Annotated in this window: 24 protein-coding genes; 15 read left to right on the top strand and 9 right to left on the bottom strand. The window is 64.4% G+C overall.

Annotation, left to right across the window (positions count from 1 at the left end; all coding sequences use genetic code 11):
- Window positions 1-4 precede the first annotated feature (4 nt).
- On the bottom strand, window positions 5-1,039 hold the full coding sequence (locus LPW39_RS11810) for a helix-turn-helix domain-containing protein (RefSeq protein ID WP_230774923.1): 1,035 nt from the start codon (window positions 1,037-1,039) through the stop codon (window positions 5-7).
- Window positions 1,040-1,730: 691 nt separating this feature from the next.
- Here LPW39_RS11810 and LPW39_RS11805 point away from each other — a divergent pair.
- From LPW39_RS11805 to LPW39_RS11745, 13 genes are all read left to right on the top strand, one after another.
- Entirely contained in the window at window positions 1,731-2,066 is a 336-nt protein-coding gene (locus tag LPW39_RS11805; RefSeq protein ID WP_407928831.1) for a pilus assembly protein, read from the top strand.
- Between the two features lie 333 nt (window positions 2,067-2,399).
- Entirely contained in the window at window positions 2,400-4,199 is a 1,800-nt protein-coding gene (locus LPW39_RS11800; RefSeq protein WP_230774921.1) for a hypothetical protein, read from the top strand.
- The gene (locus LPW39_RS11795; protein ID WP_230774918.1) at window positions 4,196-5,257 is read left to right on the top strand and encodes a hypothetical protein; all 1,062 of its coding nucleotides are present in this window, start codon (window positions 4,196-4,198) and stop codon (window positions 5,255-5,257) included. Before LPW39_RS11800 ends, LPW39_RS11795 begins: the two co-directional genes overlap by 4 nt.
- Window positions 5,254-6,033, top strand: coding sequence for a hypothetical protein (locus LPW39_RS11790; protein ID WP_230774916.1), 780 nt, complete (start codon window positions 5,254-5,256; stop codon window positions 6,031-6,033). Before LPW39_RS11795 ends, LPW39_RS11790 begins: the two co-directional genes overlap by 4 nt.
- Before the next feature lie 72 nt (window positions 6,034-6,105).
- Window positions 6,106-6,255: a hypothetical protein gene (locus tag LPW39_RS11785; protein WP_230774914.1), complete on the top strand. Its 150-nt coding sequence runs from the start codon at window positions 6,106-6,108 to the stop codon at window positions 6,253-6,255.
- Complete coding sequence (gene cpaB, locus LPW39_RS11780; protein WP_230774912.1) at window positions 6,249-7,265, top strand: Flp pilus assembly protein CpaB; 1,017 nt, start codon at window positions 6,249-6,251, stop codon at window positions 7,263-7,265. Before LPW39_RS11785 ends, cpaB begins: the two co-directional genes overlap by 7 nt.
- An 85-nt stretch (window positions 7,266-7,350) precedes the next feature.
- Window positions 7,351-9,021, top strand: coding sequence for a type II and III secretion system protein family protein (locus LPW39_RS11775; RefSeq protein ID WP_230774910.1), 1,671 nt, complete (start codon window positions 7,351-7,353; stop codon window positions 9,019-9,021).
- Between the two features lie 30 nt (window positions 9,022-9,051).
- Window positions 9,052-10,719, top strand: coding sequence for an ATPase, T2SS/T4P/T4SS family (locus tag LPW39_RS11770; protein WP_230774908.1), 1,668 nt, complete (start codon window positions 9,052-9,054; stop codon window positions 10,717-10,719).
- Entirely contained in the window at window positions 10,716-11,573 is an 858-nt protein-coding gene (locus LPW39_RS11765; protein WP_230774900.1) for a type II secretion system F family protein, read from the top strand. The genes LPW39_RS11770 and LPW39_RS11765 overlap by 4 nt, the downstream gene beginning before the upstream one ends.
- Window positions 11,574-11,576: 3 nt before the next feature.
- Entirely contained in the window at window positions 11,577-12,464 is an 888-nt protein-coding gene (locus LPW39_RS11760; protein WP_230774893.1) for a type II secretion system F family protein, read from the top strand.
- Between the two features lie 11 nt (window positions 12,465-12,475).
- Entirely contained in the window at window positions 12,476-12,784 is a 309-nt protein-coding gene (locus LPW39_RS11755; RefSeq protein ID WP_230774891.1) for a DUF192 domain-containing protein, read from the top strand.
- Window positions 12,785-12,801: 17 nt separating this feature from the next.
- Window positions 12,802-13,965, top strand: coding sequence for a TadE/TadG family type IV pilus assembly protein (locus LPW39_RS11750; protein WP_230774889.1), 1,164 nt, complete (start codon window positions 12,802-12,804; stop codon window positions 13,963-13,965).
- Entirely contained in the window at window positions 13,934-14,413 is a 480-nt protein-coding gene (locus LPW39_RS11745; protein ID WP_230774887.1) for a hypothetical protein, read from the top strand. Before LPW39_RS11750 ends, LPW39_RS11745 begins: the two co-directional genes overlap by 32 nt.
- 4 nt (window positions 14,414-14,417) lie before the next feature.
- Here LPW39_RS11745 and LPW39_RS11740 read toward each other — a convergent pair whose 3' ends face one another.
- The 8 genes from LPW39_RS11740 to LPW39_RS11705 are packed head-to-tail and all read right to left on the bottom strand — an operon-like array spanning window position 14,418 to window position 23,095.
- Window positions 14,418-14,855, bottom strand: a complete 438-nt coding sequence (locus LPW39_RS11740; RefSeq protein ID WP_230774885.1) for an SEL1-like repeat protein — start codon at window positions 14,853-14,855, stop codon at window positions 14,418-14,420.
- 35 nt (window positions 14,856-14,890) lie between these two features.
- Window positions 14,891-16,054: an NADH:flavin oxidoreductase/NADH oxidase gene (locus tag LPW39_RS11735; protein ID WP_230774883.1), complete on the bottom strand. Its 1,164-nt coding sequence runs from the start codon at window positions 16,052-16,054 to the stop codon at window positions 14,891-14,893.
- A gap of 11 nt (window positions 16,055-16,065) precedes the next feature.
- Window positions 16,066-17,298 carry an ABC transporter substrate-binding protein gene (locus tag LPW39_RS11730; RefSeq protein ID WP_230774881.1) on the bottom strand — a complete coding sequence of 411 codons (1,233 nt, stop codon included), beginning with the start codon at window positions 17,296-17,298 and terminating at the stop codon, window positions 16,066-16,068.
- A gap of 15 nt (window positions 17,299-17,313) precedes the next feature.
- Entirely contained in the window at window positions 17,314-18,339 is a 1,026-nt protein-coding gene (locus LPW39_RS11725) for a Bug family tripartite tricarboxylate transporter substrate binding protein (protein ID WP_230774879.1), read from the bottom strand.
- 60 nt (window positions 18,340-18,399) lie between these two features.
- Window positions 18,400-19,137, bottom strand: a complete 738-nt coding sequence (locus tag LPW39_RS11720) for an SDR family oxidoreductase (protein WP_230774877.1) — start codon at window positions 19,135-19,137, stop codon at window positions 18,400-18,402.
- Window positions 19,134-20,309 (bottom strand): acyl-CoA dehydrogenase family protein, encoded by a 1,176-nt coding sequence (locus LPW39_RS11715; protein WP_230774875.1) that lies wholly within the window; start codon window positions 20,307-20,309, stop codon window positions 19,134-19,136. Before LPW39_RS11715 ends, LPW39_RS11720 begins: the two co-directional genes overlap by 4 nt.
- Window positions 20,306-22,003, bottom strand: a complete 1,698-nt coding sequence (locus LPW39_RS11710) for an AMP-binding protein (RefSeq protein WP_230774873.1) — start codon at window positions 22,001-22,003, stop codon at window positions 20,306-20,308. Before LPW39_RS11710 ends, LPW39_RS11715 begins: the two co-directional genes overlap by 4 nt.
- Before the next feature lie 9 nt (window positions 22,004-22,012).
- Window positions 22,013-23,095 (bottom strand): cyclase family protein, encoded by a 1,083-nt coding sequence (locus LPW39_RS11705; RefSeq protein WP_230774871.1) that lies wholly within the window; start codon window positions 23,093-23,095, stop codon window positions 22,013-22,015.
- A 137-nt stretch (window positions 23,096-23,232) separates the two neighbouring features.
- On the opposite strand from LPW39_RS11705, the gene LPW39_RS11700 reads away from it, so the two are divergent.
- Window positions 23,233-24,024, top strand: a complete 792-nt coding sequence (locus LPW39_RS11700; RefSeq protein WP_230774869.1) for an IclR family transcriptional regulator — start codon at window positions 23,233-23,235, stop codon at window positions 24,022-24,024.
- Window positions 24,025-24,122: 98 nt separating this feature from the next.
- Window positions 24,123-25,202 (top strand): TerB family tellurite resistance protein, encoded by a 1,080-nt coding sequence (locus LPW39_RS11695; protein WP_230774867.1) that lies wholly within the window; start codon window positions 24,123-24,125, stop codon window positions 25,200-25,202.
- The last annotated feature ends 24 nt before the right edge of the window (window positions 25,203-25,226 follow it).

Below are 25,226 nucleotides of genomic sequence, written 5' to 3'. Positions count from 1 at the left end.
GTGCCTAACGGTCTCGCGGACTTTGTTTTTCCACGCTGCTCTGCATCTCTTCGCGGTCTGCCGACTCGTCCTCTTCCAATAGGTGCAGCGGTCCCATCCAGCGGAACGGCCTGCGGTTGGGGCTTTGTTGGCGTGCCAGCGCATCGACTGACTGCAGCCAATGGGCCAGTTCCTCGGCCCGCATCGTGGCACTGCGCTGGGTGCCCAAGCGGCTCAGAAAGCGGCCCAGTTCCTCGTGCCAGGCAGCGTAGTCGCCGCAGCCATGGGTGCACCAGTGCGGGCGCATGCCCAGCCAGGCCTTGATACTGGGGTGCTGGCTCAGCGCGCTGGTGTCGAGGATGCAATGCACATCGACATGCGGGGGGAACATCGCTTCGACCTCGCGCAGAAACACCAGAAACTCCTGGTGCCGCAGGCGTGGCTTGCACTGTGCGCTGGGGCTTTTGCTGACGGTGTTCAGTGCCTTACAAAGCGCGGCCGATAGGGGGTGCGGGCAGCCTTCGCTATCGGACAGGCTTGGGGGGGCACTGGGCTTTTCCGGGGCGGCGGGCAGGCTGAGCGGGCTTTTGGTATCCAGGCAGATGACCAGGGCCTTGTCGCTGCCGCTCAGGTAGAGCGCGGCAGGTGCCTGCAGTTGCTCCAGCAGGAGCGGATCACTGAAGAGCGCGAAGTGGGGCGGTGATTTGGTCTTGCCAAGCAGCTGCAGATAGCGGGCCACGCTGCTTTTGGACATGCCCGTGCGTGCAGCCAGCGCGCGCACGCTGTCGGATGCGGCATCCTCAGACGCCAGTGCTGCTTTGGCGGTGGTGGTGATGGCCAGCAGCTGGCGGTCATCGATGGTGCGGGGTTTGCCGGTGCGCATGCTGTCGTAGAGCCCCAGGATGCGATGGCTCGCAAAGCGGCGGCGCCATTTGCCTACCGTCGCCTGGGTCAGCGCCATGCTGTTGGCAATGCTGACGTTGCTGTCGCCTTCCACACTGCGCAGGATGATCCTGGCGCGGGTGGAGAGATGGGCGGGCTGGCCGGGGCTGTTGGCCATGATTTCCAGCTGTTCGCGTTCCCGCGCAGTCAGTGTGATTCCTGACTTGGGTCTGCCTTTTTCCATCGAGTTTCTCCGTTTCTTGGAATCTTCTGCGCGGCCCTTTGCAACGGGAATGGCTACGGATCGGTAAGCGGTGTAAGGCGTCTTCGCAGGTTTGCGGGCAGCTATTGATAACAACGGGCGGCGCCGCAGATCTACCGATTTCGTATCCAGACTACTTCAGGGTTTTCCAGAAGGTTCCTTGCTATGTATTGGAGCGGCTATTAATGCTGCTTATTTAGTGGACAGATGAAGTGATTGCAAGTTAATTATGGCAATTTATTATGGGACAGTATCGAATATCGATTGTGTATATATGTGGTGTAGTTATGGGACGAGGCGCCGTGTGTTCAGCTTGGGTCATGATTTCTATGGAATTATTGGATTTTTGCGCAGTTGCTGCTGAGGATTGTTCAATAACCCATTGATGTCATCAATATGACAGAAGAAAAATTTCATCTCGCAACAAATTAATTTTGACAAATAAGCTCATTCAGTCTATTTAGGCATGGAAACACTTTGTTAACATTTTAATGAAAATGGCATGTACATTGGCAAAACAGATAGATACCATTGCGCCGTTCAGTAATTGCGCTGCGCGGTCGCATGGCATGGTTTCTGAAAACCTTGAATTTCATCTGAATAGTCCATGAATGAGGAGCTCGCCTTGAATATGACAAATCACACCAATTCCCCTATCGCAACTGTTGCCAAGCCAGTGGCCAAGCGTAAATCGCGCGGTCAGGGTATGACGGAATACATCATTATCTTGGGCCTGATCGCCATTGCTGCCATTGCCGCTTTCAGCTTTTTCGGCCAAACCGTTCGCAGCCAGGTTGCGGGTATGGCCAAGGAAGTCGGCGGTGAATCGGGCAAGGAAGGTATTACTGCCGCACAGGCAGCATCGGGTAAGGCGCTGACCAATGCCCAGAAGAACATGAATATGTCGACCTATACCGAAGGCGGTAACGACGGCGCCAAGTAAGAGCCGCTATCGCAACCCGGGGTGCCTTGCTGCAAAGCCGCAGGCCTTGGCCTCTGTCGGATAGTGCTAATGCCTGCATCTTAGGCTGGGTACTCAGTGCAAACCCTTGGGTGTGCCGGGTTGAGATAATGGCTTTGAGCCATCAACGGGAGGGAGGGCCTCCGGAATTCAGCGAATTACATAATAGTGGCCATCATGCATAAACCATCTTCGTATCAGTGTGGAGATCGCGTACAAAAAGGCCAGGTGATTGTCTATTTGTTGGCCATCATTCCGGTGGTTTGTCTCAGCATATTCCTGGTCTATAACACGGCCATTGTTGCGCGAGACAAAATGAAGCTGCAAAACAATGCCGATGCGATGACTTATAGCGCGTCCACAGTATTTGCGCGGCAGATGAATTTTCTGGCCTATACCAACCGGGCCATGGCTGCGAATGAAGCGGGCGTGGCCATGCTGGCGAGCTTTCAGACGTCTGTTGGCATGGTGGTGAGCACGGCGGCCAACATACAAGTGGCGCGGGTGGAGATCGAAGGGCAGAAGGGTGTCTGGAACCTGGCCCAGGCTGCAGCAGCCGCTGCGCGTTATGACTTCATCAGCGCCATCAATTACCTGGTGAAGTGGGGTGGCAATGTGCAGGCTGCTGCCAAGTACCAGCGCCAGGCCAACAACATCGCCAAGGTGATCGAGCCCTCAGCCCGCCCGTTCCAGATCATGGTCGATGCACTGCGGGTGCTGAACACCGCCATCTCGCTGGCCCAGGCAGCAACCACGGGCGTCAGCATTCCCGAGGCCATCGTGGTCGCCAAGGATGTGCTCAACGACAACGACGACAAGGCCTATTTGCCCGTGGCTGCCAATGCGCCACTGATTGCCAGCTCGTCGCTGGAGTTTCTCAACTTCATCAAGCTCTACAGCACCACGTCGGACCGCCGCAACGACGAAGACGATTTTTTTGATGCAATGCGCTTTGCCCATGCAGCCCAGGCTACGCGCGATGACTTCACCAAGGACCGGCGCATTTTTCCGGCCCTGATCGGACAGGGCATCAGCGGCATGCAGAACGAGGACTCCAGCTTTGACCTGTCCAGTGGCCCGATTGCCACGGCCATGCAGGAGCTGCTCAAAGGCACGGTGTCCTGGAAGGGCGGTACCGAGCTGGTCGCCACCCGGGGCTCGGATCTGGCCGATGAACGTGGCCGCATCCGCTGGCAATCTGCCGATTCGGTAAACGTTGCCGGTGCCGGAATGCTGCTGGCTGAGCGCTTTGTCGGTGATTTCGGGTTGGGCGCGGCCGCTGCCACCGGCGGCTCCGGCTATGCGGACAAAGGCTGGTCCGGCAACCGCTTGGCCTTGCGTTCTTACGACAAGAACTTCAAACCACGCAATGTGGATCCCGAATACCAAAGCGATGAAAAGCGCAACTACGGCAAGCTGACCTCGGATGGCCTGTCCGACAGCGCCATCTATGCGGCCGGCCGCGACCGCGATGGCAACAATTTGCTGGTGCCTTATGCCGTGCTGCAGTTCAACTCGGCCTACAAGTACAAGCCGCGCACCGACATTGGCCTGGCCACCAGGAATTTCTCTCTGCCCCGCTACTGGGATGTGCGCCAGGTGCGCACGCTCAAGGGCCGGGACCAGGACAAATGGTATGGCGACCTGTCAATGACCAGCATCAACCCACGCAAGTGGGGCAGCCTGACCGACAAGGGACCCACCATCTCGGTGATGGTGGCACGCCGGGGCAGTGATGTGCGCACCGGAGAGCAGGCCGGCTTTGGCTATGCCAAGGATGACTACAGCATCGGTCTGCGCGACCGCTTGTTTGGTGGCGACATGAGTGCGCTGTCCTCCGCCCAGCTGTATTTCAAGCGGCCACAGGACCGCTGGCAGCGCCGCGACATGACCAAGGACCAGTACAAGTCGCTGCAGATTGCCGGCCGCACGATCAAGGTCGGGTTCACCGGTGGCTTTATCGAGCACAAGAACCTTTTCTCGCCGTACTGGCAGGTCCACCATGTCGAGCCCTCCATCTGGGCGCGTGGCGTGGCCGTGGCTGGCTCGGCTTTGGGCGGGTCGGATGGCCTGTTTGGCGGCGGCGAGCCCGACAACCAGGATGCGGCGCAATGATGTACCCGAACCTCCCTATGAAGGCCCCGCGCCGCGCGCAGCGGGGCAGCGCTCTGGTCGAGGTCACCTTGATCAGCGGTTTTGCAGCGCTCCTGATGGCGGCTGTGCCGTTGATCGCCGACTACGGCCAGGCACGCATGCAGGTCACGGCGGCGGCCAAGCTCAATGCCTGGCAGCGCTCGGTCTGGTTTCCTGCAGCGACGGAGACCGAGGTCATGTCGGCCGACCAGTACAAGGGCGCGAGCGGCGCCATCCGCAAGTCCGATGCCGAGCTGGGCAATGATCTGCGCCGCCATGTGTTCCGCGACCCCAAGCAGGACACCGACACCGGCGTGCATGGCGAGACCGTATCCGAGTTCACATCCGGCCAGGCGCGTATGCCCGACTTCAACGAGTCGCTCACCGCCAGGACCACGGCTGCACCGCTGCCCTCGGTCGCTGCGTTCATGGACACCATCTTCTCCAAGGTCGGTGAGGTGCAGAACCTGGCCAAGGGCGAGTCGATCGCCAAGTTCCGCTTTGTCACCCAGGGCTATATGCGCACCGAGGTGGCACTGGAGCGGGGTGCCGGTTTTTCCGCCCAGCGCTTCCCAACCGAATTTGGCAAGGTGGAGTCGGCCTTGCACAAGAACGACACGCCGCTGCCGCTCAAGCTGGAGATCAAGGACCATGTGACCATGCTGTCCGAGCCCTGGAGCGCCGGCGGCACCAACCGCGAGGAATCCAAGATCCAGGGCCTGGTGCCGATGAAGCTGTTGGACCGGCCTGAGTACCAGGACTTCCGCGCGCCGCTGGGGCAGCTGGGCAGCACGCTCAAGTGGCTCTGGCCCACCTTCGACGTCAACTCGCTCACCATGGGCCTGACACCTGGTGATGCGCAGGAGAAGTCGGTGCCACTGGATCGCTACGAATGGCTGCAGAAGGTGCCTGCGAATGAGCATTACAACGACAACCCGGGTGAGCATGAATGCGGGCCGCTGGAGAAGCCCGACGGCAAGGATTGCTTCCGTTTCTACCGCGCGTTCCCGCCACCGCCGGTGGTCAACACCTTGCCATGACGATGATGCCGTTGTGCTGGCCTGGGTGGGGAACCGGAGCTGCCCGGCGGCTAAGCGGGCTGGGCACACGGCTGGCCTGGCTGCTGGTCGCTATATGGGCCGCCCTGCCGCTGGCAGTACCTGCCGCCCCCGGCAGCGCGATTGCCTGGCCGGCCATCCTGTTCCCCGACAAGAACCTGTCGCCGTACTGGGTGGCCGAGCTGATCGTGCAGAACAAGATACCGATGCAGATCCAGGCCTTTGATGTCGACGGCGACACCCGCAAGGCCCAGCGCTTTTACCAGGAGTGGCTGGGCGGCAAGGCCGATTATTCGGAGACCACGTTGGAGGGCATTCCTATCGTCGGGGCGCGCGACGGCAATTTCCGCATCACCGTGGAGTTCCGGCCCTTGCCCAGCGGCAAGCAGCAGGTGCGCATCTCCTCGGCCTGGCTGCACGGCGCGGTGCCGCAACTGGTTAGTGACCAGCTGCAGCGCCGCAGCTACCTGGCCGTGCCCATGGGCACCGATGAGTTCTCGGACACCTTTTCGTTTGATGCAGACCGGGTCAACCGCACCACCGTCTGGGGCAATACCCTGAGCGTCGAGGCCAATGAACTCTACATCCGCGAACAGGCACTGGTGGCCGGCTGGACGGTGCTGAGCCGCAAGACCATCAAGGGCGGCACGCGCGCCCAGGTGGTGCTGCGGCGCGGCGGCCAGGAGGCGGTGATCGCCATCGCCCACAACGGCGTGGGTTGCTCCATCGTCATCAGCAACACCTTGCCGCAGGCCTAGCCGTTTCTCCTCATGCCGATACCGAAGCACCCCACCCTTTTTCCTCACGCCAGCCGGCAGTCCGGGCAGATCATGACCGAGTACCTGATCGTCGCGGGCGTGTTGGCGGCCGTCTTTTTCGCACCCATGCCGGGTGCCGACAAGTCTTTGTTTCAGCTGCTGATTGATGCCTTTCGCGCAGCCTGGGCTTCCTATTCCTACACGATCTCTTTGCCATGGTGACCCCAAACTCTCCCAAACCGAATCGTTTCTCGCGGCTGGCCAATGGCTCGCGCCGTGCCGCCCCGCTGATCGCCGCCATCACCCTGGGTGTGGTCGCCGCCGGCCTGGGCTGGTACTACCTCAAGACCTCCGAGGCCGAGATCCAGGCCAACCTGGAATCCGAAGCCGAGCGCCTGCGCACCGATGTGGTCGTGCCGATCCAGAACATTCCCGCCGGTACCGCACTGCAGCCCGAGATGGTGGCCAAGCGCAGCGTGCCCTCAGCCTATGTGCATGCCGATGTGCTGACGCCGGACATGATCGACGGCTTTCTGGGCCGCCAGCTGTCGGTGGACATCAGCGCCGGCAAGCCGCTGCTGGCCAACTTTTTTGTGACGCCGCGCAAGCTGTTCTCCGAAGAGCTCGAAGCCGGCGTGCGCGCGGTGACCATCCCGGTCGATGAGGTCAGCACCATCTCGGGCATGCTGCGTGCGGGCGACCATATCGACTTCCTGTTCATCGCCGACAAGGATGGCGGCACCCAGGCGGAAGATGCCATCGTCGTGCCGCTGTTGCAGGACGTGGTGGTGCGCGCCACCGGCCAGATCACCTCGGAGCAGTTCTCCGAGCTGCGCAAGCGCCCCGACATCGCCAATACCGTCGATCCCTACCGCCAGCGCAGCTACACCACAGTGACCGTGGGCCTGCCGCCGGTTGATGCGCAGCGCCTGATCCTGGCACAGAAGCTCGGCAAGATCGTCGCGGCACTGCGCAATGCCGATGACCGCCAGAAGCTCGACACCGGCACCAACGCCCAGCAGCTGGCCAGCTACATCGACAGCTTCCGACCCCAGCAGCCCGTGGTGCGCGCAGCGCCCGGCCGTGCGCCGGCGATGGTCGAGTACATCGTCGGTGGTGGTGGCGTCAAAACCCAGGTGCAAACGCCGTTGGCCGCCTTGCTGGGCGCTGCGGCCGTGCCCGGCGCCACCGTGCCCACGCCCCAGGCGCCCGCAGTTGCCGGTGCTTACTGATTGTTTTTGTCCTGATTTATTCCCTGGCCCCGCTGCGCCATTCGCTCCAAAGATTTGCTAGACCATGAATTCCTCGATGATCTGTATGTCCCGTCCCCGTCCGGCCCTTCAGACCTGGGGTGCGACGGCTTGCGTCGCGCTCGTCCTGGCCCTGCCTACGGCGCCCTTGTCGGCTGCGCAGCCCTCTGCCGGCACCACGCAGCCCTCAGCCCCCGGCGCACTCGGTGATCTGCTGCGCGCTGCGCAATCGGCATCGCTGCAGGCGGAGGCCGAGCAGCGTGGACAAGGCGGAGACGGTGGCGATTTCGCCCGCGACACCGAGGGCCAGGCTGCGCCTATGACCTCGCCGGGCTTTCGCACCTTGCCCACCGTCAGCGTCAACACCCAGCCTGCGGCAGATGCCTCCAGCATCGGTGGCGTGCAGCCCTTGGTGATCAAGCACCTGCCCGCATCGCTGTCGCTCTATGTGGGGCAGATGACCTTGATCGAGGTGCGCGATGTTGTGCGTGTGGCCGTCGGCAACGGCAAGATCATGGAAGCGCGCGTGGTGGACCAGAAGAGCCTGTTGCTGACGGCATTGGACGCCGGTGAAAGCACGATCCATGTCTGGCGCAAGGACGGCCAGGTCAGCAGCCTCAAGGCGCGTGTCAACGTGGTCGATCTGGACCGCATCGAAGGCGAGATCTCGATGCTGACCGCCGGTATCACCGGTGTGAGCATCTCCCGTGTCGGTGAAAAGATCATCCTGGACGGCTCCAACCTCGACCCCGCTGCCGTCACACGGCTGCGCGAGATTGCGCGCATGTACGGCCCGGCCGTCGTGTCCTTCGCCACCTCGGAGCGCCTGCGTGTCGACCGCATGATCGAGATGGACGTGCGCATTGTGGAGTTCTCGCGCTCGGCGCTGGACGACCTGGGCATGAAGTGGGACACGACAGGTGGCGGCTTCAACTTTGGCCTGTTCTCCGATATCGCCTCCAACGGCGGCTACCGCATCCTGCCGGAGAACTCGCCCTTTCTGAACATGGACAGCGGCTACGGCCAAGGCTTTCTGGACCAGCGCCGGCGCAAGGCACGCTACTACTTTGGTTTGAGCACGGCGCTGACCTCGGCCATCAACCTGCAGGTGCAGCGCGGCAATGCGATGCTGCTGGCCTCGCCCAAGCTCACCACCCGCAGTGGCGGCGAAGCGCGTTTCCTCTCGGGCGGTGAAATCCCCTTGCCTGCAATGAGCGCGCTGGGTACTGGCTCGGTCAACTACAAGCCCTATGGCCTGCGTCTGCATGTCAAGCCCATGGCCGATGGCGCCGGCAACATCTCTGGCTCGATCCTGGCCGAGGTCAGCAACATCGACCAGTCCATCTCGGTCGATGGCATCCCGGGGCTGCTGACGCGCCGCACCGAGAGTGAGTTCAACGTCGATGACGGTGACACCATCATCCTCTCGGGCCTCATCAGCCGCCAGTCCTCGCGCGCTACCGATGGCCTGCCGGGCCTGCGCAATGTGCCGGTGCTGGGCTGGGCCTTCAAGAACAACAACGACAGCGATAACCAGATCGAGACCGTGGTGTTCATCACCCCGCGTGTGGTCACCGCGCGCGATTCGCGCCCCCGCCTGGAGCGCAGCCAGCAGATGGAGGAGCAGATCTCCAACGGTTTTACCGACCTGACCGAAGACCTCTACCGTAACTCCAAAAAGGTCGAACCGCCGATGCCCGAGCGGGGTCTGGACCCCGAGAGCTATTCGCACAACTGATGGCTGCGGCCGCTGATCCCGGAGAAGACCGTGCATAAGTTACTAGTCAATTCGCCCCGCCAGAAGGCGCAGGAGTTCGAGCTCGGTGCCGAGACTTTCACCATCGGCAAATCCAGCGACCGCTCCCTGCATCTGACCGGCTGGAACGTGGCCCGCGACCATGCGGTGGTGATGCTGCATGACGGCGACGTCTTCATCGAAGACCGGGGCAGCCTGTTTGGCACCTGGGTCAACAACGAGCGCGTGACCCGCTATGGCCCCTGCCGAGGGGGTGAGGAAGTGGTGGTTGGTGGGCACTCGATCATCGTGGTGCTCGATGACAAGCTGGGCGGACAGCGCGAAGAAACGCAGAGCCCCGGCCAGACCTCCCAGCCATTACTGGAGCACCAGCGCCCCACGCGCACGGAGCCGCGCCCGGAAGACCCCATGCTGCAGTGGCGCCGCCTGCTGCACCGCCAGCTGCTGGAGCAGCTCGAAGCGCGCCGCATCGACACCATCAAGATGAAGGACGATGAGCTGCGCTCCAATGTGCGCGCACTGATTGCCGAAATCATCCGCGACACACCCAGCCTACCCGAGACCATTGATCGCAACGAACTGAGCCAGCAACTGCTGGATGAGGCGATTGGCCTGGGCCCGCTGGAAGTGCTGCTGCAGGACGACTCGGTGACCGAAGTGATGGTCAACCGTTTTGACGAGATCTGGATCGAGCGGCGCGGCCGGCTGGAGCGCACCGATGTGTCCTTCACCAGCGACCTGGCCGTCAACGGCGCAATCGAGCGCATTGTGACGCCGCTGGGCCGGCGTATTGACGAGAGCTCGCCAATGGTCGATGCGCGCCTGAAGGACGGCTCGCGGGTGAACGCCATCATCCCGCCGCTGGCGATTCGCGGCCCCAGCATCACCATCCGTAAGTTTCCGAAGAAGCGCATGGGCGCCGAGGGCATGGTGCAGTACCAGTCGATCTCGCAGGCCATGGTCGATTTTCTGCAGCTGGCTGTCGAGAACAAGCTCAACATCGTGGTCTCGGGCGGTACCGGCACCGGCAAGACCACCTTGCTGAACATGATGTCCAACTTCATCCCCAACGACGAGCGGATACTGACGGTGGAGGATGCCGCCGAACTTTCGTTGAACCAGCCCAACCTGGTATCGCTGGAAGCGCGCCCGGCCAACGTCGAAGGCAAGGGCGCCGTGTCGATCCGGGACCTGGTCAAGAACTCGCTGCGGATGCGCCCCGACCGCATCGTCGTCGGTGAGTGCCGAAGCGGCGAAGCGCTGGACATGCTGCAGGCGATGAACACCGGCCACGATGGCTCGCTCACCACCTTGCACGCCAACTCGCCGCGCGATGCCGCAGCCCGTATGGAAGTGCTGGTGACCATGGCGGGCATGAACATTCCGGTTACCGCCATCCGAGAGCAGATCGCCTCGGCCATCCACCTGATGGTGCAGCTCACCCGCTTTCCCTGCGGCAGCCGCAAAATCACCCAGATCACCGAGGTGCTCAACTGCACCGATGGCGTGATCCAGATGCAGGATATCTTTGTGTTCCGCAAGACCGGGCTGGATGCCGAGTTCCGCACCCAGGGCCGCTTTGAGGCGACCGGGGTGATCCCGGACTTTGTCGCCAGGCTGGTCGAGCACGGTGTGCCGGTGAACATGGAGGAACTGTTCTTCCAGGGAGAAGCGGCATGAAGAACTGGCAGTTCCTCGGCTTTTTGCTGGCCGCCGCCGGCTTTGTGGTGCTCTCGGGCTGGCTCGTCTACAGCCGCATGGGGGAGTGGCGCGACAAGTCCAATGTCTACCTGCGCGGCCGGGGTCTCCGGATTCTGGGCATCTCGGAGTTCCATGCGCAAAAGGCGCTGACCCTGGCGACCGGCCACGTGGCCATGGTGGTCGTGGCCGGCATCCTCACCTACCTGATTGCACGCAACTGGTTGCTGGTGGTGGTGGTCTGCGGCGCTGTCTACTTTTTGCCAGCGCGCTATTTCGCCTGGCAGCGCAAGAAGCGGCGTGAGCGCATCGAGGCCGAGCTGCCCGATGCCTTGCTCTTCATTGCCAGCGCATTGCGTGCGGGCAGTGCGCTGTCGGTGGCACTGCAGATTCTGGTGCGTGACCAGAAAGGGCCATTGGGCGATGAGTTCGCCATCGTGCTCAAGGAGCAGCGCATTGGCCTGTCTTTCGACGACGCGGTGCAGAACATGGCGCGGCGCATCCAGATTCCGGACTTCATGCTGGTGGTGGTGGCCTTGCGCGTGGCCAAGGAAGTGGGGGGCAACCTGTCCGAGCCGCTGCAGCTGCTGGCCGAGACCCTGCGCAAGAAAGCCATGCTGGAAGGGCGCATCAAGGCGCTGACGGCACAAGGCCGCATCCAGGGCCTGGTGATGACCATGTTCCCCGTGGTGCTGGGCGGCATTCTGTACCTGATGCAGCCGACCATGCACCTGCTGTTTGTCACCCCCATCGGCTGGGGGGTACTGGCCGTGATGATCGTGATGCTCACCCTGGGCTACATGTCCATCAAGAAAATTGTCGCGATTGACATCTGAGCCATGAAAAACGCCATTCTGCTTGCCGCCATCTTTCTGTCCGCTGTGATGGCGGCCATTATCTTGCTGTACTTTGTGGCCATTGTGCGCAAGGCCCGGCCGTCCGTGCGCGAGCACATGGACCCGCTGCCCTGGGGCATCCGGCTCATCTGGCCGGCCGTCAACGTGCTGCAGTTCCATGTCTCGGAGATTGCGCCCACCTCCAGCCTGCTGCGCTGGAAGCGCAAGCTGCAGCTGGCCGGCCTGGAGTATGTGCTCAAGGCCGAGGAGATCATCGCCGTGCGTGTGATCTCGATGGCATTGGTCGGGCTGGCCTTTGCGGGCGCCACGATGGCGCTGAAGATCGATGGGCAGTGGGTGCGTCTGGCCTGTCTGGCGGGCTTGCTGCTGGGCTGGATGCTGCCGGCCATCTGGGTCAACGACCGCAAGAAACGCCGCGACAAGGAAGTGCTGCGCACCTTGCCCGGTTACCTCGACCTGATCACGCTCTGCTGCCAGGCGGGGCTGGGCTTGACGGCGGCGATCTCGCAGGCGGTGCAAAAGGGCCCCCCTGGTGCGATGCACGAAGAGCTCGAGCGCCTGCTGCGCGAAATGCGCACCGGCATGAGCCGTATGGATGCGTTCAACGCCATGGCCGAGCGCATGGACAACAAGCATGTGCGCGGCCTGGTCTCCAACCTGACCCAGGCCGAATCGCTGGGTGCCAGCGTCACCGACACCCTGGTCGCCATCTCCGAGCAGCGCCGTACCGAGCGCTTTCAGCACGCCGAAAAGCTGGCGATGGAAGCGCCCGTGAAGATGCTCGGCCCGTTGGTGATCTTTATCTTTCCGGTCACCTTCATGGTGATCTTTTTTCCACTCGCGGTGCAGATGTACCAAACCTTGAAATGAAGGCGCCTGGTATGCCCGCACTCAAAGTCCAGCTGGCCCAGCGCTTTTCCGAGCGCGCCTTTGGGCTGATCTTTCGCCCGCCGCCCGCCAGCGGTGAGGCGCTGGCGTTCGACCGCTGCGCGGCCGTGCACACCTGCTTCATGCGCTATGCGATCGATGTGGTGTTTGTCGATGCGCAGCAGCAGGTGCTGCGCATCAGCGCCGGCCTGGCGCCCTGGCGCATGGCCTGGTGCCGGGGCGCACAACGGGTGCTGGAGCTGCGCAGTGGCGAGGCAGCGCGCCTGGGGCTGGCACCGGGCCAGCGGCTGCAACTGTGTTGAAAGGGCTTGAAATGCGCATGAAAAAACCAAGCGGCGCCCGGCAGCGCGGCGTGTCGATGACGGAGACCTTGATCGCGCTGCCGGTGGTGCTGGTGTTCACGCTGTCGCTGATCCAGTTTGCGCTGATCTACCGCGCCAGGCTGACCCTGCAGTACGCCGCCAATGAGGCGGCACGCGTGGGTTCGCTCAACAACGCACTGCCGCTGCCCTACGACCTGCGCATTCCGCTGGCCAAGAAGGGCATGCTGGCCGATGTGAGCCTGGGCAATGTCAAATCCGCGCTCACCAAGGGCAGTGTCTGGCAAGGCTTTGTGCGGGGGATGATGCCGCTGTATGTGTCCGAATCCAGCGTCTCGGGCCTGCTCAAGGGCTGGGTCAACACCAACACCGACCTGATCCAGGGCAGCTGTATCGAGTACGTCAACCCCACGCAGAACACCTTTTTGGACTGGGCCATGGTGGAGAACTATGGCGAATCGCGCGGCATTGTACGCATCCCCAACGACAGCCTGCGCTACCGCAAGCCGCTGCCCTATGAGCGCGATGCGCGTACCGGCGCGACCGACGCCTACAACGGCGACACCCCGAACCTGGAAGACACGCGGCTGCGTGGTGCCGTCTCCAACAAGACCTTGGGCGAGACCAATATCCTGCACCTGCGGGTGCACTATGGCTACAAGCTCAGCGTGCCGATCGCCGGGCCCATCATCATCAAGGCCATGCAGGGCTACCGCTATGTCTCCAAGCACATCGGCTCGGTGCTGACCACGGGCGACGATGTGCTCAGTGCCGAAGCCACCGACCTCTCGGCCATTGATGCCTTCTTTCTGGCGAGCGACCGCTTTCCGCTGACGCAGGAGGCCTCGGTGGGCATGCAGTCCTCGCTGTACTGGCATCCCTTCTATTCCTTTGGGCCGGCCCGCGATACCTCGGACCTCAATGCCAGCTTCAAATGGGAAGTGGCCGACGGCAACAGCGGCCTGGGTGACTACGCCACCCTGGTGCCCGACCTGGTCGGCAATATCCGCAACGGGGCGCAGTGGGTGACCGCCCATGTGGGCAATGCGGCCATGGACGGCCTCAAGGATGTGGTGGGCCTGCGCAATGCCTTCTGCCCTGCGATCTGGGCCAATCCGATGGGGGTGGAGAATGTTCCCAATCCATTCGATGCGGCGCCTTGATGGGCCACTGGCCGCAGCGGCAGCGCTGCTGCTGACCGCCATGCTGGGCGCTGCGCCGGCGGTGGCGCAGACGGTGTGCAAGGACGCTGGCGTGGAATACATCCTTGGCGGTGCCGCTGCCGCCGGACCCGGCTGCAAGGCCGCTGCTGCGGCAGCCGTTGCTGCACCGCCCGCACGCCGTACGCTGCGCACGGCAGCCGCCGCCCCAGCCCCAGCCCACACCCAGTCGCCAAGCCCGCGCCCGCGTGAGCGCGCCGATTTTGGCCAGGACGAGCGCCGCCTGATCCTGGAGACCGAGCTGAAAAAGGCCCAGCAGGTGCTGCAGGGCTTCTCCCAGGCGTTGGGTGGATCAGCGAATGGCGCGGTACCTGCCGACAAGACCCGCGCGCTGGCCGATGTGCGCGCACTGACTGCCGAGCTGGCGCGGCTGCCGCCAGCGGTACGCTGAGGGCCTAGTCAGGGTTCTCCAAGGACCGCACCAAATCGGCCGCATGCGGGTAGCCCGAGGCCCTGGCCCGTTGGGCCCAGTACAGCGCGCTGGCGCTGTCATGCTCGTAGATGCCGATCTGGGCCAGGTTGAACTGGGCCGAGGCATGGCCCAGGTCGGCCGCCAGGATCAGCCAGTCGCGCGCCTGGGCATCGTCGTTCTCTACCGAGCGCAGATGCTGGTAGACGTTCAAGGCCGCGCGTTTGTCGCCCTCCTGGGCCAGGCGCTTTTGGCGCAGCAGTTCCGCCTCCGACATGCGCGCAATGCCGGCGCTGTTGGCACCCGGCTCATAGCGGATGCCGGTGGGCGGGGCCGGCAACGGGGCATAGGGGATTTGCTGGCAGCCAGTGCTGGCCAGCACGGCCAACAAGGCAAGGGGGAGGGCGACGGGCGTTATGCGCATCGCCGCATTGTGGCATTGCGGTGCCGTCAACGCCTTCAGCGCACAAAGGTGGACGGCTGCAGATCCGGTGTGGTGGCCTTGCGCCGCTCCAGCCAGAAAGCCTCGTTCCTGGTCAGCATCTGGAAATCCTGCGCATCCTGCAGCTTTTGCGCCGCATCCATCGGCCAGTTGGGGTTGTAGATCAGCTCGCGCGCCAGGGCGACCAGGTCCGCATGGCCATTGCGCAAAATGGCCTCGGCCTGCTGTGCATGCACGATCAGGCCCACGGCCATCGTGCAGGCGCCGGTGGCGGCCTTGATGGCCGAGGCCAGTTCCACCTGGTAGCCATAGGTGGCGGACTCGCCGCCGCGCAGTGGCGAGCCGGCAATGCCACCCGAGGAGCAGTCGATCGCATCCACCCCCAGCGGCAGCAGGCGCTGGACCAGTGCGATGCTGTCTTCCAAGGTCCAGCCGCCGGGCGCCCCATCGCTGCAGGACAGGCGCACCAGCAGCGGCAGACCCGCTGGCCACACGGCGCGCACCGCTTCGACGACCGTCAGCAGCAGCCGGCAGCGGTTGTCAAAGCTGCCACCCCAGGCATCGTCGCGCTGGTTGGCCAGCGGCGACAAAAAGCTGTGCAGCAGATAGCCATGGCCGGCATGCAGCTCCAGCACCTGGTAGCCGGCGCGCGCGGCGCGGCTGGCGGCAGCGGCAAAGGCCTCCACCACCTGCTGGATGTGCTGCAGCGACATGGGTGTCGGCGTGTCCAGGCCCTTGCCGGCCGGGATGGCGCTTGGGCCCATCGGCATCCAGGCCTCCCAGTCGGCGATATCCGGCTGGGAGGGCAAGGGCCCTCTGCCCTGGGCAGGGGTCAGCTGCCGGGCCTTGCGGCCCGCATGCATCAGCTGGATGCCTGGCGTGGTGCCGCAGTCGCGCATCAGCTGCACGATGCGCTGCAGGGGCGCCACCATGTCGTCCTGCCACAGACCGATATCGCCCAGGGTGCCGCAGCCACGCCGCTCCACACCGGTGCCTTCCTGGAACACCAGGCCGCTGCCGCCTGCGGCCAGGCGGCCCAGGTGCATCAAATGCCAATCCTGCACCTGGCCTTGGCGGCCCTGGTACTGCCACATGGGGGCGGCCACGATGCGGTTCTTGAGCACGACATCGCGCAGCTGCAGCGGGCTGAAAAGCTGGTTCTGGGTTTCGCGGTGGGCCATGGTGCGGCGGCCTACTTCTTGACGAGAGGGCAGGCCGATTCGGACAGCGGCAGGAAGGCCTTGTCCGCCGGCACCGTGCTGATGACCTTGTAGTAGTCCCAAGGCGCCTTGGACTCCTGCGGTGACTTGACCTGGAACAGGTACATGTCGTGCACCATCATGCCGTCTTCGCGCAGGCGGCCGTTCTTGGTGAACACATCGTTGATCGGCATCTCGCGCATCTTGGCCATCACCGCCTTGGCATCGGTGCTGCCGGCGGCTTCCACCGCCTTCAGGTAGTGCTTGACCGAGGAGTAGGCGCCCATCTGGCTCATGTTGGGCATGGCATTGACCTTGGCGAAGTACTTCTTCGAGAAGGCACGCGTCTCGTCATTCATGTCCCAGTAAAAGGCCTCGGACAGCAGCATGCCCTGCGCGGTGCGCAGGCCTACAGAATGCACATCGTTGATGTACATCAGCAGCGAGGCGAGCTTTTGCTTGCTCTCGGGGGTGATGCCGAACTCGCGCGCAGCCTTGATCGAGTTGACCAGGTCATTGCCAAAGTTGGCCAGGCCGATCACATCGGCCTTGCTGGCCTGGGCCTGCACCACGGCAGACGAGAAATCCGAGCCATTGAGCGGGTGCCGTGTCTCGCCGATCACCTTGCCGCCGACCGTGCTGATCGCCTGGGTGGTGGCCTTGACGATGTCATAGCCGCCGGAGTAGTCGGCGGTCAGAAAGTACCACTGCTTGCCGAATTTCTCGGCCGCCGCCTTGCCCACGGCATTGGCCAGCGAATAGGAGTTGTAGGCCCAGTGGGCCACCGTGGGGCCGCACATGTCGCCGGTGATGCGGTCGCTGGCCGGGCCGCTCATCACCAGCACCTTGCCTTTTTCCTTGGCAATGTTCAGCACCGCCAGCGCAGCAGCCGAGCCGCCCACGTCCTGGATCGCGTCCACGCCGGTGTCGTACCATTCGCGCGCCTTGGCCGCTGCCGAGTCGGCCTTGCTCTGGTGGTCAAAGGTCAGCAGCTCCACCTTGCGGCCCAGCACCTGGCCGCCGGCCTCGTCCAGCGCCATCTGGGCGGCGGTGATGCTGCCCTTGCCGGTGATGGCCGAGTAGACGCCGGACTGGTCAACGATCAGGCCGATGCGCACCGGCGGGCCCGATTGCGCCATGGCGCCCAGCGACAGGCAGAGCAGCGCTGCCGCCAGGCCCAGGGGTTGGAGGGGGGTGCGCAGAGCGCGGATGTGAGAGATAGCCATGTTCTTGTCTCCTGTTCAGCCGGTGGTCAGTACCTGGGATTCGCGGATCATCTGTTGCCAGCGCAGGCGCTCGGCCTGCAGGAATTTCTCGTAGGCGTCCGGGCCCTGGGCGGTGACCGAGACGCCTTGCTTTTCCAGCAGGTTCTTCAGCTCGGGCGCCTGCAACTGGGCGACGGTGACCTTGCCCAGGCGGTCGACCACATCGGCGCCGGTCTTGCGCGGCACAAAAAAGCCGTTCCAGATCGGCGCGGCAAAGCCGGGGTAGCCCAGCTCGGCCACGGTGGGGATTTCGGGCCAGGAGGCCATGCGCTGCGCGCTCAAGGTGGCCAGTACGCGCAGCTTGCCCGACTGCACCTGCGGCCGGGTGAAAAGCGCCGTCATCGTGCCCACATCCACGCGCTGCTGCAGCAGATCGGGCAGGGCCGGGGCCTCGCCCTTGTAGGGCGCATGGATCATCTGCGCGCCGCTGAGCTTGCCCAGGTACTGCAAGGCCACATGCAGCGGGCCCAGCGGCCCGGTGGACATATAGCGCAGCTTGTCCGGGTGCTGCTTGGCATCGGCCAGCAGCTCGCCCAGGGTCTGGTAGGGGCTGTCCTGGGCCACCGCCAGCACATAGTCCACATTGCAGATCGAGGCCACCGCCGCAAAGTCGCGCTGGGGCCGGTAGCCCAGGTCGGGCATCGTGTGCTCCAACACGATATTGGTGCCCACGCCGCCCATCAGGATGTTGTAGCCATCGGGTTCGGCATGGGCCACCTGGTTGGCGCCGATGGCCCCTGCCGCGCCGACCTTGTTGTCGACCACCACCGGTTGGCCCAGGCCGGGCTCCAGCGCCTTAGCCAGCAAGCGGCCCAGCACATCGGTGGCGCCGCCGGCCGCAAAGGGCACCACCAGCCGCACCGGCCGCGACGGGTAGGGGCTCTGCGCCCAGGCCTGGTGGCTGGCCAGCAGGCTGGCTGCACCCCAGGCGGTGCTGCGTGCCAGCCACCGTCGCCTGCCGGGATTGACCGGTGCTTGTTCCAGGGAAAGCTTGTCGTTCATGGCATTGTCTCCGTTCCGTTTTTTGTGGTGTGCCGTGTCCTAAGCGAGATGCGAGAGGCGCTATAGCCGGGTGGCGCTGATCGTCAGTCCTCCATCGATATGCAAGGTCTGGCCGGTGATGTAGCCGGCGAGAGGATGCAGCAGAAAGTCGATCGCATGGGCGATCTCGACCGGCTCGGACACCCGCTGCAGCGGCACGGCGGCGAGCAGCGCTTCGGTCTGCGGCGCGCCGGGCGGGCTGGCGGTCTTGAACAGTTCGGTGGCCACGGGGCCGGGGGCGATCACATTGACGGTGATCTGGTCCGTGGCCAGCTCCAGCGCCCAGGTGCGGCTCATGCCGATGACGGCGGCCTTGGTGGCGCTGTAGGCGGTGCGGTTGGGTTTGCCCAGCGCGGCGCGCGAGGAGATATTGACGACCCGGCCAGCGCGCGCCTGGCGCATGCCTGGCAGCAGCGCCTGCATGCACACCAGGCAGGCGTTCACGTTCAGCGCCATGGCCTCGTTCATGTCGGCCACGCTGGTGTGGGCCAGGTCGGTGGTGTGGGCCAGTGCGGCGTTGTTGACCAGGCCATAGAAGGGGGCCTGCGCGGCCAGCTGCTCCACCTGCTGGCGCGTGGCCTCCAGGTCCATCAGGTCGCAGGCGATGAACTGCTCATCGGCCTGCGCGTCGGTGGGGATGCTGCGGGCCAGGCCAATGGGCTGGTAGCCCTTGTCGGCCAGGTAGCGCATGGTGGCGCGGCCAATGCCCCGGCTGGCGCCGGTGACCAAAACGCGGGGTTTGCGGTTGCTGTCTGTCATGCCAGGCCTTTCAAAATTTGCCGACCGATGATGGTCTTTTGCACTTCGGTCGCCCCTTCGTAGATGCGCATGGGGCGGACTTCGCGGTAGAGGCGCTCGACCACGCTGCCGCAAGTGATGCCCATGCCGCCCCAGAGCTGCACGGCCGCATCCACGACCTGGAAGGCGGCCTCGGTGCCCTGCATCTTGGCCATGGCCGCCTCGGTGCTGATGCGGCGCTGGCGCACATCGCGGCACCAGGCGGCCTTGTGCACCAGCAGGCGCGCGGCCTCCAACTGTGTGGCCATGTCGGCCAGCTTGTGCTGCACGGTCTGCATCTCGGCCATCGCCTGGCCATAGAGCTGGCGCTGGCTGACCCGCGCAAGGGTTTCATCGAGCGCACGCTGGCCCATGCCCAGCGCGGCGGCACCGACGGAGCTGCGGAAGATATCGAGCACGCCCATCGCCACCTTGAAGCCTTCGCCGGGCTGGCCTAGCAGACGGTTGGCAGGCACCTTGCAGTGCTCAAAATGGATCTCCGCGAGCGGATGGGGCGCGATGATGTCGATCGCGCGGTGGATGCGCAGGCCCGGGGTGTCGGCATCGACCAGCAAGGCCGACAGGCCGCTGGCGCCCTTGGCCTCTTCGGTGCGGGCGATGACAACGTAGAAGTCGGCAATGCCGCCGTTGGAGATATAGGACTTGGCGCCATCGAGCAGATAGTGGTCGCCTTGCAGCAGGGCCCGCGTCTTGGTGGCCGCTACATCGGATCCGCCATCGGGCTCGGTCAGCGCAAAGGCCGCTACCTTGCGGCCCTCGCTGCAAGCCTGCACATAGGGCGCCACCAGGCGGGGATCGCCCTTTTGCCACAGCGCGGCGCTGCCAATGCCCTGCATGCTGAAGACAAAATCCGCCAGCGGCGCGTAGTAGCCCAGGCATTCGCGCACCAGGCAGATGGCGCGCAGGTCCACCGCTGGCGCCATGCCATCTGCCATCGCCGGCGCGGCATACTCCAGCAGGCCATGCCGGGCCAGGCTCTGCAGCCAGTGGCGGCATTCGGCCTGCAGGTCCTGCGGGGTTTCATCGGCCAGAAGCGCGCGGTTGTCGCTGATCCAGCGGTTGAGCCGGGCGATGACCTCGTCATGCCGCGTATCAAAGAAAGGCGTTTCGGCCAGGGTCCATTGCTGCTTCATGCGGTGGCCTCCTGGGCGAGCAGGCGCTGGGCCAGGTCGCGCAGCTCATTGCGTTTGACCTTCTTGCCATTGGGCCCCATGGTGTAGGGAAAGGTATCGACCCGGAAGATGCGGATGGGCACCTTGTAGCGGGCAATCTGCTGCTGCAACTGGGCCTTGATGGCCTCTTCATCCCAAGGTCCATTGGCGCTGTCGCTGGGATCCAGCACAAAGGCCACCGGGCGCGAGCTGCCCGAGGCATTGACGGCGACCACCTGGCAGGCGCTGGCGCCGCTGAGCGCGATCACAGACTCTTCGATCTCGGCCGGGTTGACCAGAAATCCCCCGATGCGCAGCACATCGCCCAGGCGCGAGATATGGGTAAAGCCGCCGTCGCCATTGAGGTAGCCCAGATCGCCGGAGCGCAGATAGCCGTCTTCGGTAAAAGCTTGCTGCGTGGCCTGTGCATCGTGCAGGTACTGCTGCATCAGGGTGGGGCTGTAGAACTCCAGCTCGCCGGGCTCTTGCGCCTGGGCGAGGGTACCGGTCTCCAGATTGCGCACGCGCACCCGCGCCTGCGGGCAGACCGGAAATCCGCCGGACTGGGCGCGGCGCGGCAGGGGGGCGGCCGGGTCCTGGTGGGCGAACAGCGCAAAGGTCTCGCTCATGCCAAAGCAGCCCACCATCGGGATGCCGAACTGGCCTGCGCGGGCCGGCAGCGCATCGAGCCCGGGCACAAAGTTGGCATGGCCAAAAAAGCGCAGCGCCTGCGGCTGCCAGCCGGCGGGCAGGTCGGCGATGAGCTTGTCGACCATGTCATTGGTGCCAAACATGTGGGTGATGGGCTCGTGCTGCAGGCAAGCTGCCGCACGCGCGGTATCAAATTCCTCATGCAGCACCAGGCAGGCGCCTGCGGCCAGGGTGGCCATCGCTGCGGTGTAGCCAAAGGCCCCGCACAGTGGCAGCGCCAGCAGGCTGCGGCAGTGCGCGTCGATGCCAAAGCCGGGGGCCACATCCTGCGCATGCTGGGCCACGCTGGACTGGCGGTGCACGATGAGCTTGGGCTGGCTGGTGGTGCCCGACGAGGACAGGATGATGCAGGTCTGATCGCCCTGGCAGGCGCTGGGGGGCTGGGGCATTGCGGGCGCTGCCATCAGCGTTTGCCAGGGCTGGATCGGCAGCGCCGTGCCAGCGACTGGCATCGGTGCTGCTGCCGAGGTGGGCGGGCCCAGGCTGGCGTCGATCAGGCACTTCAGGCTGCCGCCTTGCTGCGCCAGGATCTGCTCCAGGCTGTTGCCGGGCAGCAGGCTGGCTGCGCTGGCGGCAGCGCCATTCATAACGGCAAGCGCATTGGCGGTGGTGCGGTCAAAGGCCAGTGCCTTGCAACCGGAGCGGTCGATAAAGCTGCTGATTTCCTTGACGCCCAGCTTGAGGTTGAGGCTCAGGGTGGTGATGCCCAGCTCGGCGCAGGCCAGGTGCAGCAGCAGCCAGTGGGGGGTATTGGGCAGCCACAGGCCCAGCACATCGCCGGCCGCGAGGCCTTGCTGGCGCAGGCCGTTGGCACATTGCTGCACCTGGCTGCGCAGCTGCGCATAGCTGTGGGTGCTGCCGCCAAACTGCAGCGCGGGCGCGTCGCCCGCGCCCAGTGCCAGCAGGCTGCGCATATCGTTGGCCCGCGCGCTGCAGGGCGCGCTGGCCATGGGTTGGGAGGTCATAGGCGGCCTTCAGACGGTGGCGACCGGGGTCACGGGTGAGCCCACGGCACCGGGCAGACGCAGCGCCGGCGCAGTCAGCATGAAGCGGTAGCGGCCATGGGCCTCTAGCCACTGCGCCAGCGGGTGCAGGTACCAGAGTTCGCCAAACGGCATGCCGAGCTTGAACAGGCACAGCTCATGCAGCGGCAGAAAGGCGCAACTGCCATCGATTGGCCGGCCGGGCACCGATTCGATGCCGTAGTTGTCTGCGACCAAGGTGGTGATGTGGCTGTCGATGATCCATTGCTGCAGCTCGGGATCGCGCCCATCAAGCACCGCTCCCACGGTCTCGGGCATGTCCGGCTTGGGGGGGCCATCGCAGGCGAGCAGCAGTTCGCTGAAGCCGGTGTAGAGCGCCACGATGTCGCCTTTGGTGACCTCGATGCCATCGGCTTGCAGCACCTCCTTGAGCATCTTGCCCGAGACGAGAGTGTGGCCGTCGCCAAAGTGGCGGCGCAGGTTGACCAGCACACCCCGGCCCTGGATGGCCTGCTCGGCCAGGCGCTCCACGCCCAGCGCCTTGGCGCGGGATTGGCCACCCATGTCCGGCAGGTCATCGGGTGCCAGGATGTCGATGCCAGCCTGGAAGCCGTTGTAGTAGACCAGCTCGTCCACGCCATCGCCATTGATGTCGAAATGGCTGCCCACGTGCGACAGCGCATCCCATTGCGTCGAGTACTGCAGGTAGATCTCGGCATAGTCGTCGCTGACCACATCGGTGTAGAGCGGGTTTTCACGCGAGAGCGCAAAGTTCAGGCCCGGGCCCAGCGGCCGGCGCGAGGGCTTGATGATGGGCGGGTGTCGGCGCGGGTTGAGTGCATTGCCGCCGGGTTTGTCCAGCGGCAGGCTCAGACAGAAGCGCTCGCCCGTCTGTATTTCCTGCGCCGCTTCCTTCACCTTGTCCGCCGTCAGGTAGTTCAGGCGGCCGAGCTGGTCGTCGGGGCCAAAATCGCCCCAGTTCGATTGCGCGGGGCGCTGGGTCCAGCGGGGTGAGCCAGCGCTGCCGACAACAGGGGCAAGGTGCGGGGCATGTACAGGGCGGTAGGCGTTCATAGGGTTTTCCAGGTAAACGGGGGAGACAGGCCCCGGCAGCCTTCTGCATTAGCTTGTGCGGGCCTTGTGGGGTGACGACCAACTATGAAACGGGAAGCGCTGGGATGGCAAAAGCTGGCAGCAGGGATGTTCACGATATGAACTCAGGTTTTCCCGGGGCGCAGAGCCCTGCACGCCTGGTCAAGGTGCTGCGGCTGCTGACGCGCCACCATGTGCAAGGCCTGTCGATTGCCGATCTGACGGCGCTGTCGGGGCTGGACCGTTCGACCGCGCGGCGGCTGCTGATGGTGCTGGCGCAATCCGGCTATGCGGCCAAGGATGCCGAATCGGGCCGCTACCGCCTGGGGGTGGAGGCCATGCTGACGGGCCTGGCCGCGATGGCCAAGCCGCCCATCTTTGAGGTTTGCCACCCGGTGATGGTGAGCGTGGCACGGCGCACCGGCGATACGGTGTTTCTGATCATCCGCGTCGGCGACTTTGCCCATTGCCTGCATGTGCAGCCGGGCAGCACGGTGCTGCCTGCCCACAGCCTGATGACCGGCCAGATCCGCCTGCTGGGCCAGGGCACGGCCAGCCTGGCCTTGGCCGCCAGCCTGCGCGATGCAGAGCTGGAGCAGATCTACCAGCGCCGCCGGCTCGACTACGAGGCCGCCGGCATCAGCCAGGAGCGGCTGATGGACATGGTGCGCCAGACGCGCAAGCGCGGCCATTCGCTGAGCGTCAACCTGCTGACCTCGGGCGCCACCGGCGTAGGGCTGGCGATCGAGTTCCAGACCGCCCATAGCGCGCATATCGCCGCCATCAGCGTGGCCAACCATGATGCGCAGATGGATGCCAGGCACCAGGCCCAGGCGCTGCAGGTGCTGCGCGATGAGCTGGCGCAGGCGGGTATTGCGCAGGTGGGCGGCGGCGATCGCGTAGGACGGTAGCGCAGAGTGGTGGCTGGCAGGCCTGGGTGCGGAACCTGGGCCGCGCCCTGGGCTCCAAGTGCCTTCTTTTGTGCACTTTTAATGCGGAGCCCTGATCCATGACGACTGAAGAAATTCGTGCCACTTTGACCCTGTGCCTGCTTGCCTCGTTCGCCGATGGCGAGAAGCACGAGCGTGAGCGCGAGCAGATCCGCCAGGTGGCCGAGGGCCTGGCGGCTGACCAGCAGATCAACCTGCCCCACCTCTACCAGGATGTGCTGCTGCGCCGCGTGCAACTGAGCGATGTACTGGCCCAGCTGCAGACGACCGAATCGCGCCAGCTCGCCTATGAGATGGCGCTTTGCGTTTGCGAGGCCGATGGCAGCACCAGCCCCAAGGAAGCAGAATTTTTGGCGCAGCTGCGCGAGGCTTTTGGTGCGGCGGGGCAGGCATCCACCGCGCCCGCTTCTGCCGCAGCGCCTGCACTGGCTGCTGCTACGGGGATGGCTGCGGCCACCTTGGCCACGCCGCCCGCGCAGGCGCTGGCTGGCAACCTGGTCGATGCGCCTTTGAACGCTGCCTTGCCCGAAGCCCCGCTGGCGCTGACAGAGCCAGCGCCCCATCCGGCTGCCGCTGACCCGCTGGTGCCGGCACAGACCGAGCGCCGCCCCTCGACCTTGTCGGTGGAGGCCATGGACCAGAAGATCCTCAAGGCCTCGATTCTCAACGGTGCCATTGAGCTGTTGCCCGAGAACCTCTCGACGCTGGCCATCATTCCGCTGCAGATGCGGCTGGTCTACCAGATCGGGCAGAACTACGGCTACGAGCTGGACAAGGGCCATATCAAGGACCTGCTGGGTGCCCTGGGTGTGGGCTTGACCTCGCAGTACCTGGAGCAGGCAGGGCGCAAGCTTTTGGGTGGTTTGTTGGGCAAGGCGGGCAAGGGCCTGCTCGGTGGCCTGGGCAAGCAGGCGGTCAGCAGCGGCATGAGCTTTGCCTCCACCTATGCGCTCGGCCATGTCGCGAACCAGTACTACGCCGGCGGGCGCCAGCTGTCGACCGAAATGCTGAAAAACGCCTACCAGCATGTAATGCAGGATGGCCGCCAGCTCCAGTCGCGCTACCAGGCACAGATGCAGGAAACCGCCAGCGGTCTGAATACCGCCAAGATCCTGTCGATGGTGCGAGGCGGTCAGTGAAAATATATCTAAATGTAACAATAA

Source organism: Comamonas koreensis, assembly GCF_021026195.1.
In the GTDB taxonomy this organism is placed as follows: domain Bacteria; phylum Pseudomonadota; class Gammaproteobacteria; order Burkholderiales; family Burkholderiaceae_C; genus Comamonas; species Comamonas koreensis.
This window is presented reverse-complemented; position numbering and strand designations above follow the sequence as displayed.

What these genes read in the sequence shown, in the direction of transcription:
- LPW39_RS11790 (WP_230774916.1), top strand. Translation starts at nt 5,254, where the DNA reads ATGACGATGATGCCGTTGTGCTGGCCTGGGTGGGGAACCGGAGCTGCC.
- LPW39_RS11695 (WP_230774867.1), top strand. Translation starts at nt 24,123, where the DNA reads ATGACGACTGAAGAAATTCGTGCCACTTTGACCCTGTGCCTGCTTGCC.
- LPW39_RS11750 (WP_230774889.1), top strand. Translation starts at nt 12,802, where the DNA reads ATGAAAAAACCAAGCGGCGCCCGGCAGCGCGGCGTGTCGATGACGGAG.
- LPW39_RS11810 (WP_230774923.1), bottom strand. Translation starts at nt 1,039, where the DNA reads ATGGCCAACAGCCCCGGCCAGCCCGCCCATCTCTCCACCCGCGCCAGG.
- LPW39_RS11700 (WP_230774869.1), top strand. Translation starts at nt 23,233, where the DNA reads ATGAACTCAGGTTTTCCCGGGGCGCAGAGCCCTGCACGCCTGGTCAAG.
- LPW39_RS11785 (WP_230774914.1), top strand. Translation starts at nt 6,106, where the DNA reads ATGACCGAGTACCTGATCGTCGCGGGCGTGTTGGCGGCCGTCTTTTTC.
- LPW39_RS11710 (WP_230774873.1), bottom strand. Translation starts at nt 22,003, where the DNA reads ATGACCTCCCAACCCATGGCCAGCGCGCCCTGCAGCGCGCGGGCCAAC.
- LPW39_RS11725 (WP_230774879.1), bottom strand. Translation starts at nt 18,339, where the DNA reads ATGAACGACAAGCTTTCCCTGGAACAAGCACCGGTCAATCCCGGCAGG.
- LPW39_RS11715 (WP_230774875.1), bottom strand. Translation starts at nt 20,309, where the DNA reads ATGAAGCAGCAATGGACCCTGGCCGAAACGCCTTTCTTTGATACGCGG.
- LPW39_RS11705 (WP_230774871.1), bottom strand. Translation starts at nt 23,095, where the DNA reads ATGAACGCCTACCGCCCTGTACATGCCCCGCACCTTGCCCCTGTTGTC.
- LPW39_RS11730 (WP_230774881.1), bottom strand. Translation starts at nt 17,298, where the DNA reads ATGGCTATCTCTCACATCCGCGCTCTGCGCACCCCCCTCCAACCCCTG.
- LPW39_RS11805 (WP_407928831.1), top strand. Translation starts at nt 1,731, where the DNA reads ATGAATGAGGAGCTCGCCTTGAATATGACAAATCACACCAATTCCCCT.
- LPW39_RS11775 (WP_230774910.1), top strand. Translation starts at nt 7,351, where the DNA reads ATGTCCCGTCCCCGTCCGGCCCTTCAGACCTGGGGTGCGACGGCTTGC.
- LPW39_RS11740 (WP_230774885.1), bottom strand. Translation starts at nt 14,855, where the DNA reads ATGCGCATAACGCCCGTCGCCCTCCCCCTTGCCTTGTTGGCCGTGCTG.
- LPW39_RS11720 (WP_230774877.1), bottom strand. Translation starts at nt 19,137, where the DNA reads ATGACAGACAGCAACCGCAAACCCCGCGTTTTGGTCACCGGCGCCAGC.
- LPW39_RS11755 (WP_230774891.1), top strand. Translation starts at nt 12,476, where the DNA reads ATGCCCGCACTCAAAGTCCAGCTGGCCCAGCGCTTTTCCGAGCGCGCC.
- LPW39_RS11745 (WP_230774887.1), top strand. Translation starts at nt 13,934, where the DNA reads ATGTTCCCAATCCATTCGATGCGGCGCCTTGATGGGCCACTGGCCGCA.
- cpaB (WP_230774912.1), top strand. Translation starts at nt 6,249, where the DNA reads ATGGTGACCCCAAACTCTCCCAAACCGAATCGTTTCTCGCGGCTGGCC.
- LPW39_RS11760 (WP_230774893.1), top strand. Translation starts at nt 11,577, where the DNA reads ATGAAAAACGCCATTCTGCTTGCCGCCATCTTTCTGTCCGCTGTGATG.
- LPW39_RS11795 (WP_230774918.1), top strand. Translation starts at nt 4,196, where the DNA reads ATGATGTACCCGAACCTCCCTATGAAGGCCCCGCGCCGCGCGCAGCGG.
- LPW39_RS11765 (WP_230774900.1), top strand. Translation starts at nt 10,716, where the DNA reads ATGAAGAACTGGCAGTTCCTCGGCTTTTTGCTGGCCGCCGCCGGCTTT.
- LPW39_RS11735 (WP_230774883.1), bottom strand. Translation starts at nt 16,054, where the DNA reads ATGGCCCACCGCGAAACCCAGAACCAGCTTTTCAGCCCGCTGCAGCTG.
- LPW39_RS11800 (WP_230774921.1), top strand. Translation starts at nt 2,400, where the DNA reads ATGAAGCTGCAAAACAATGCCGATGCGATGACTTATAGCGCGTCCACA.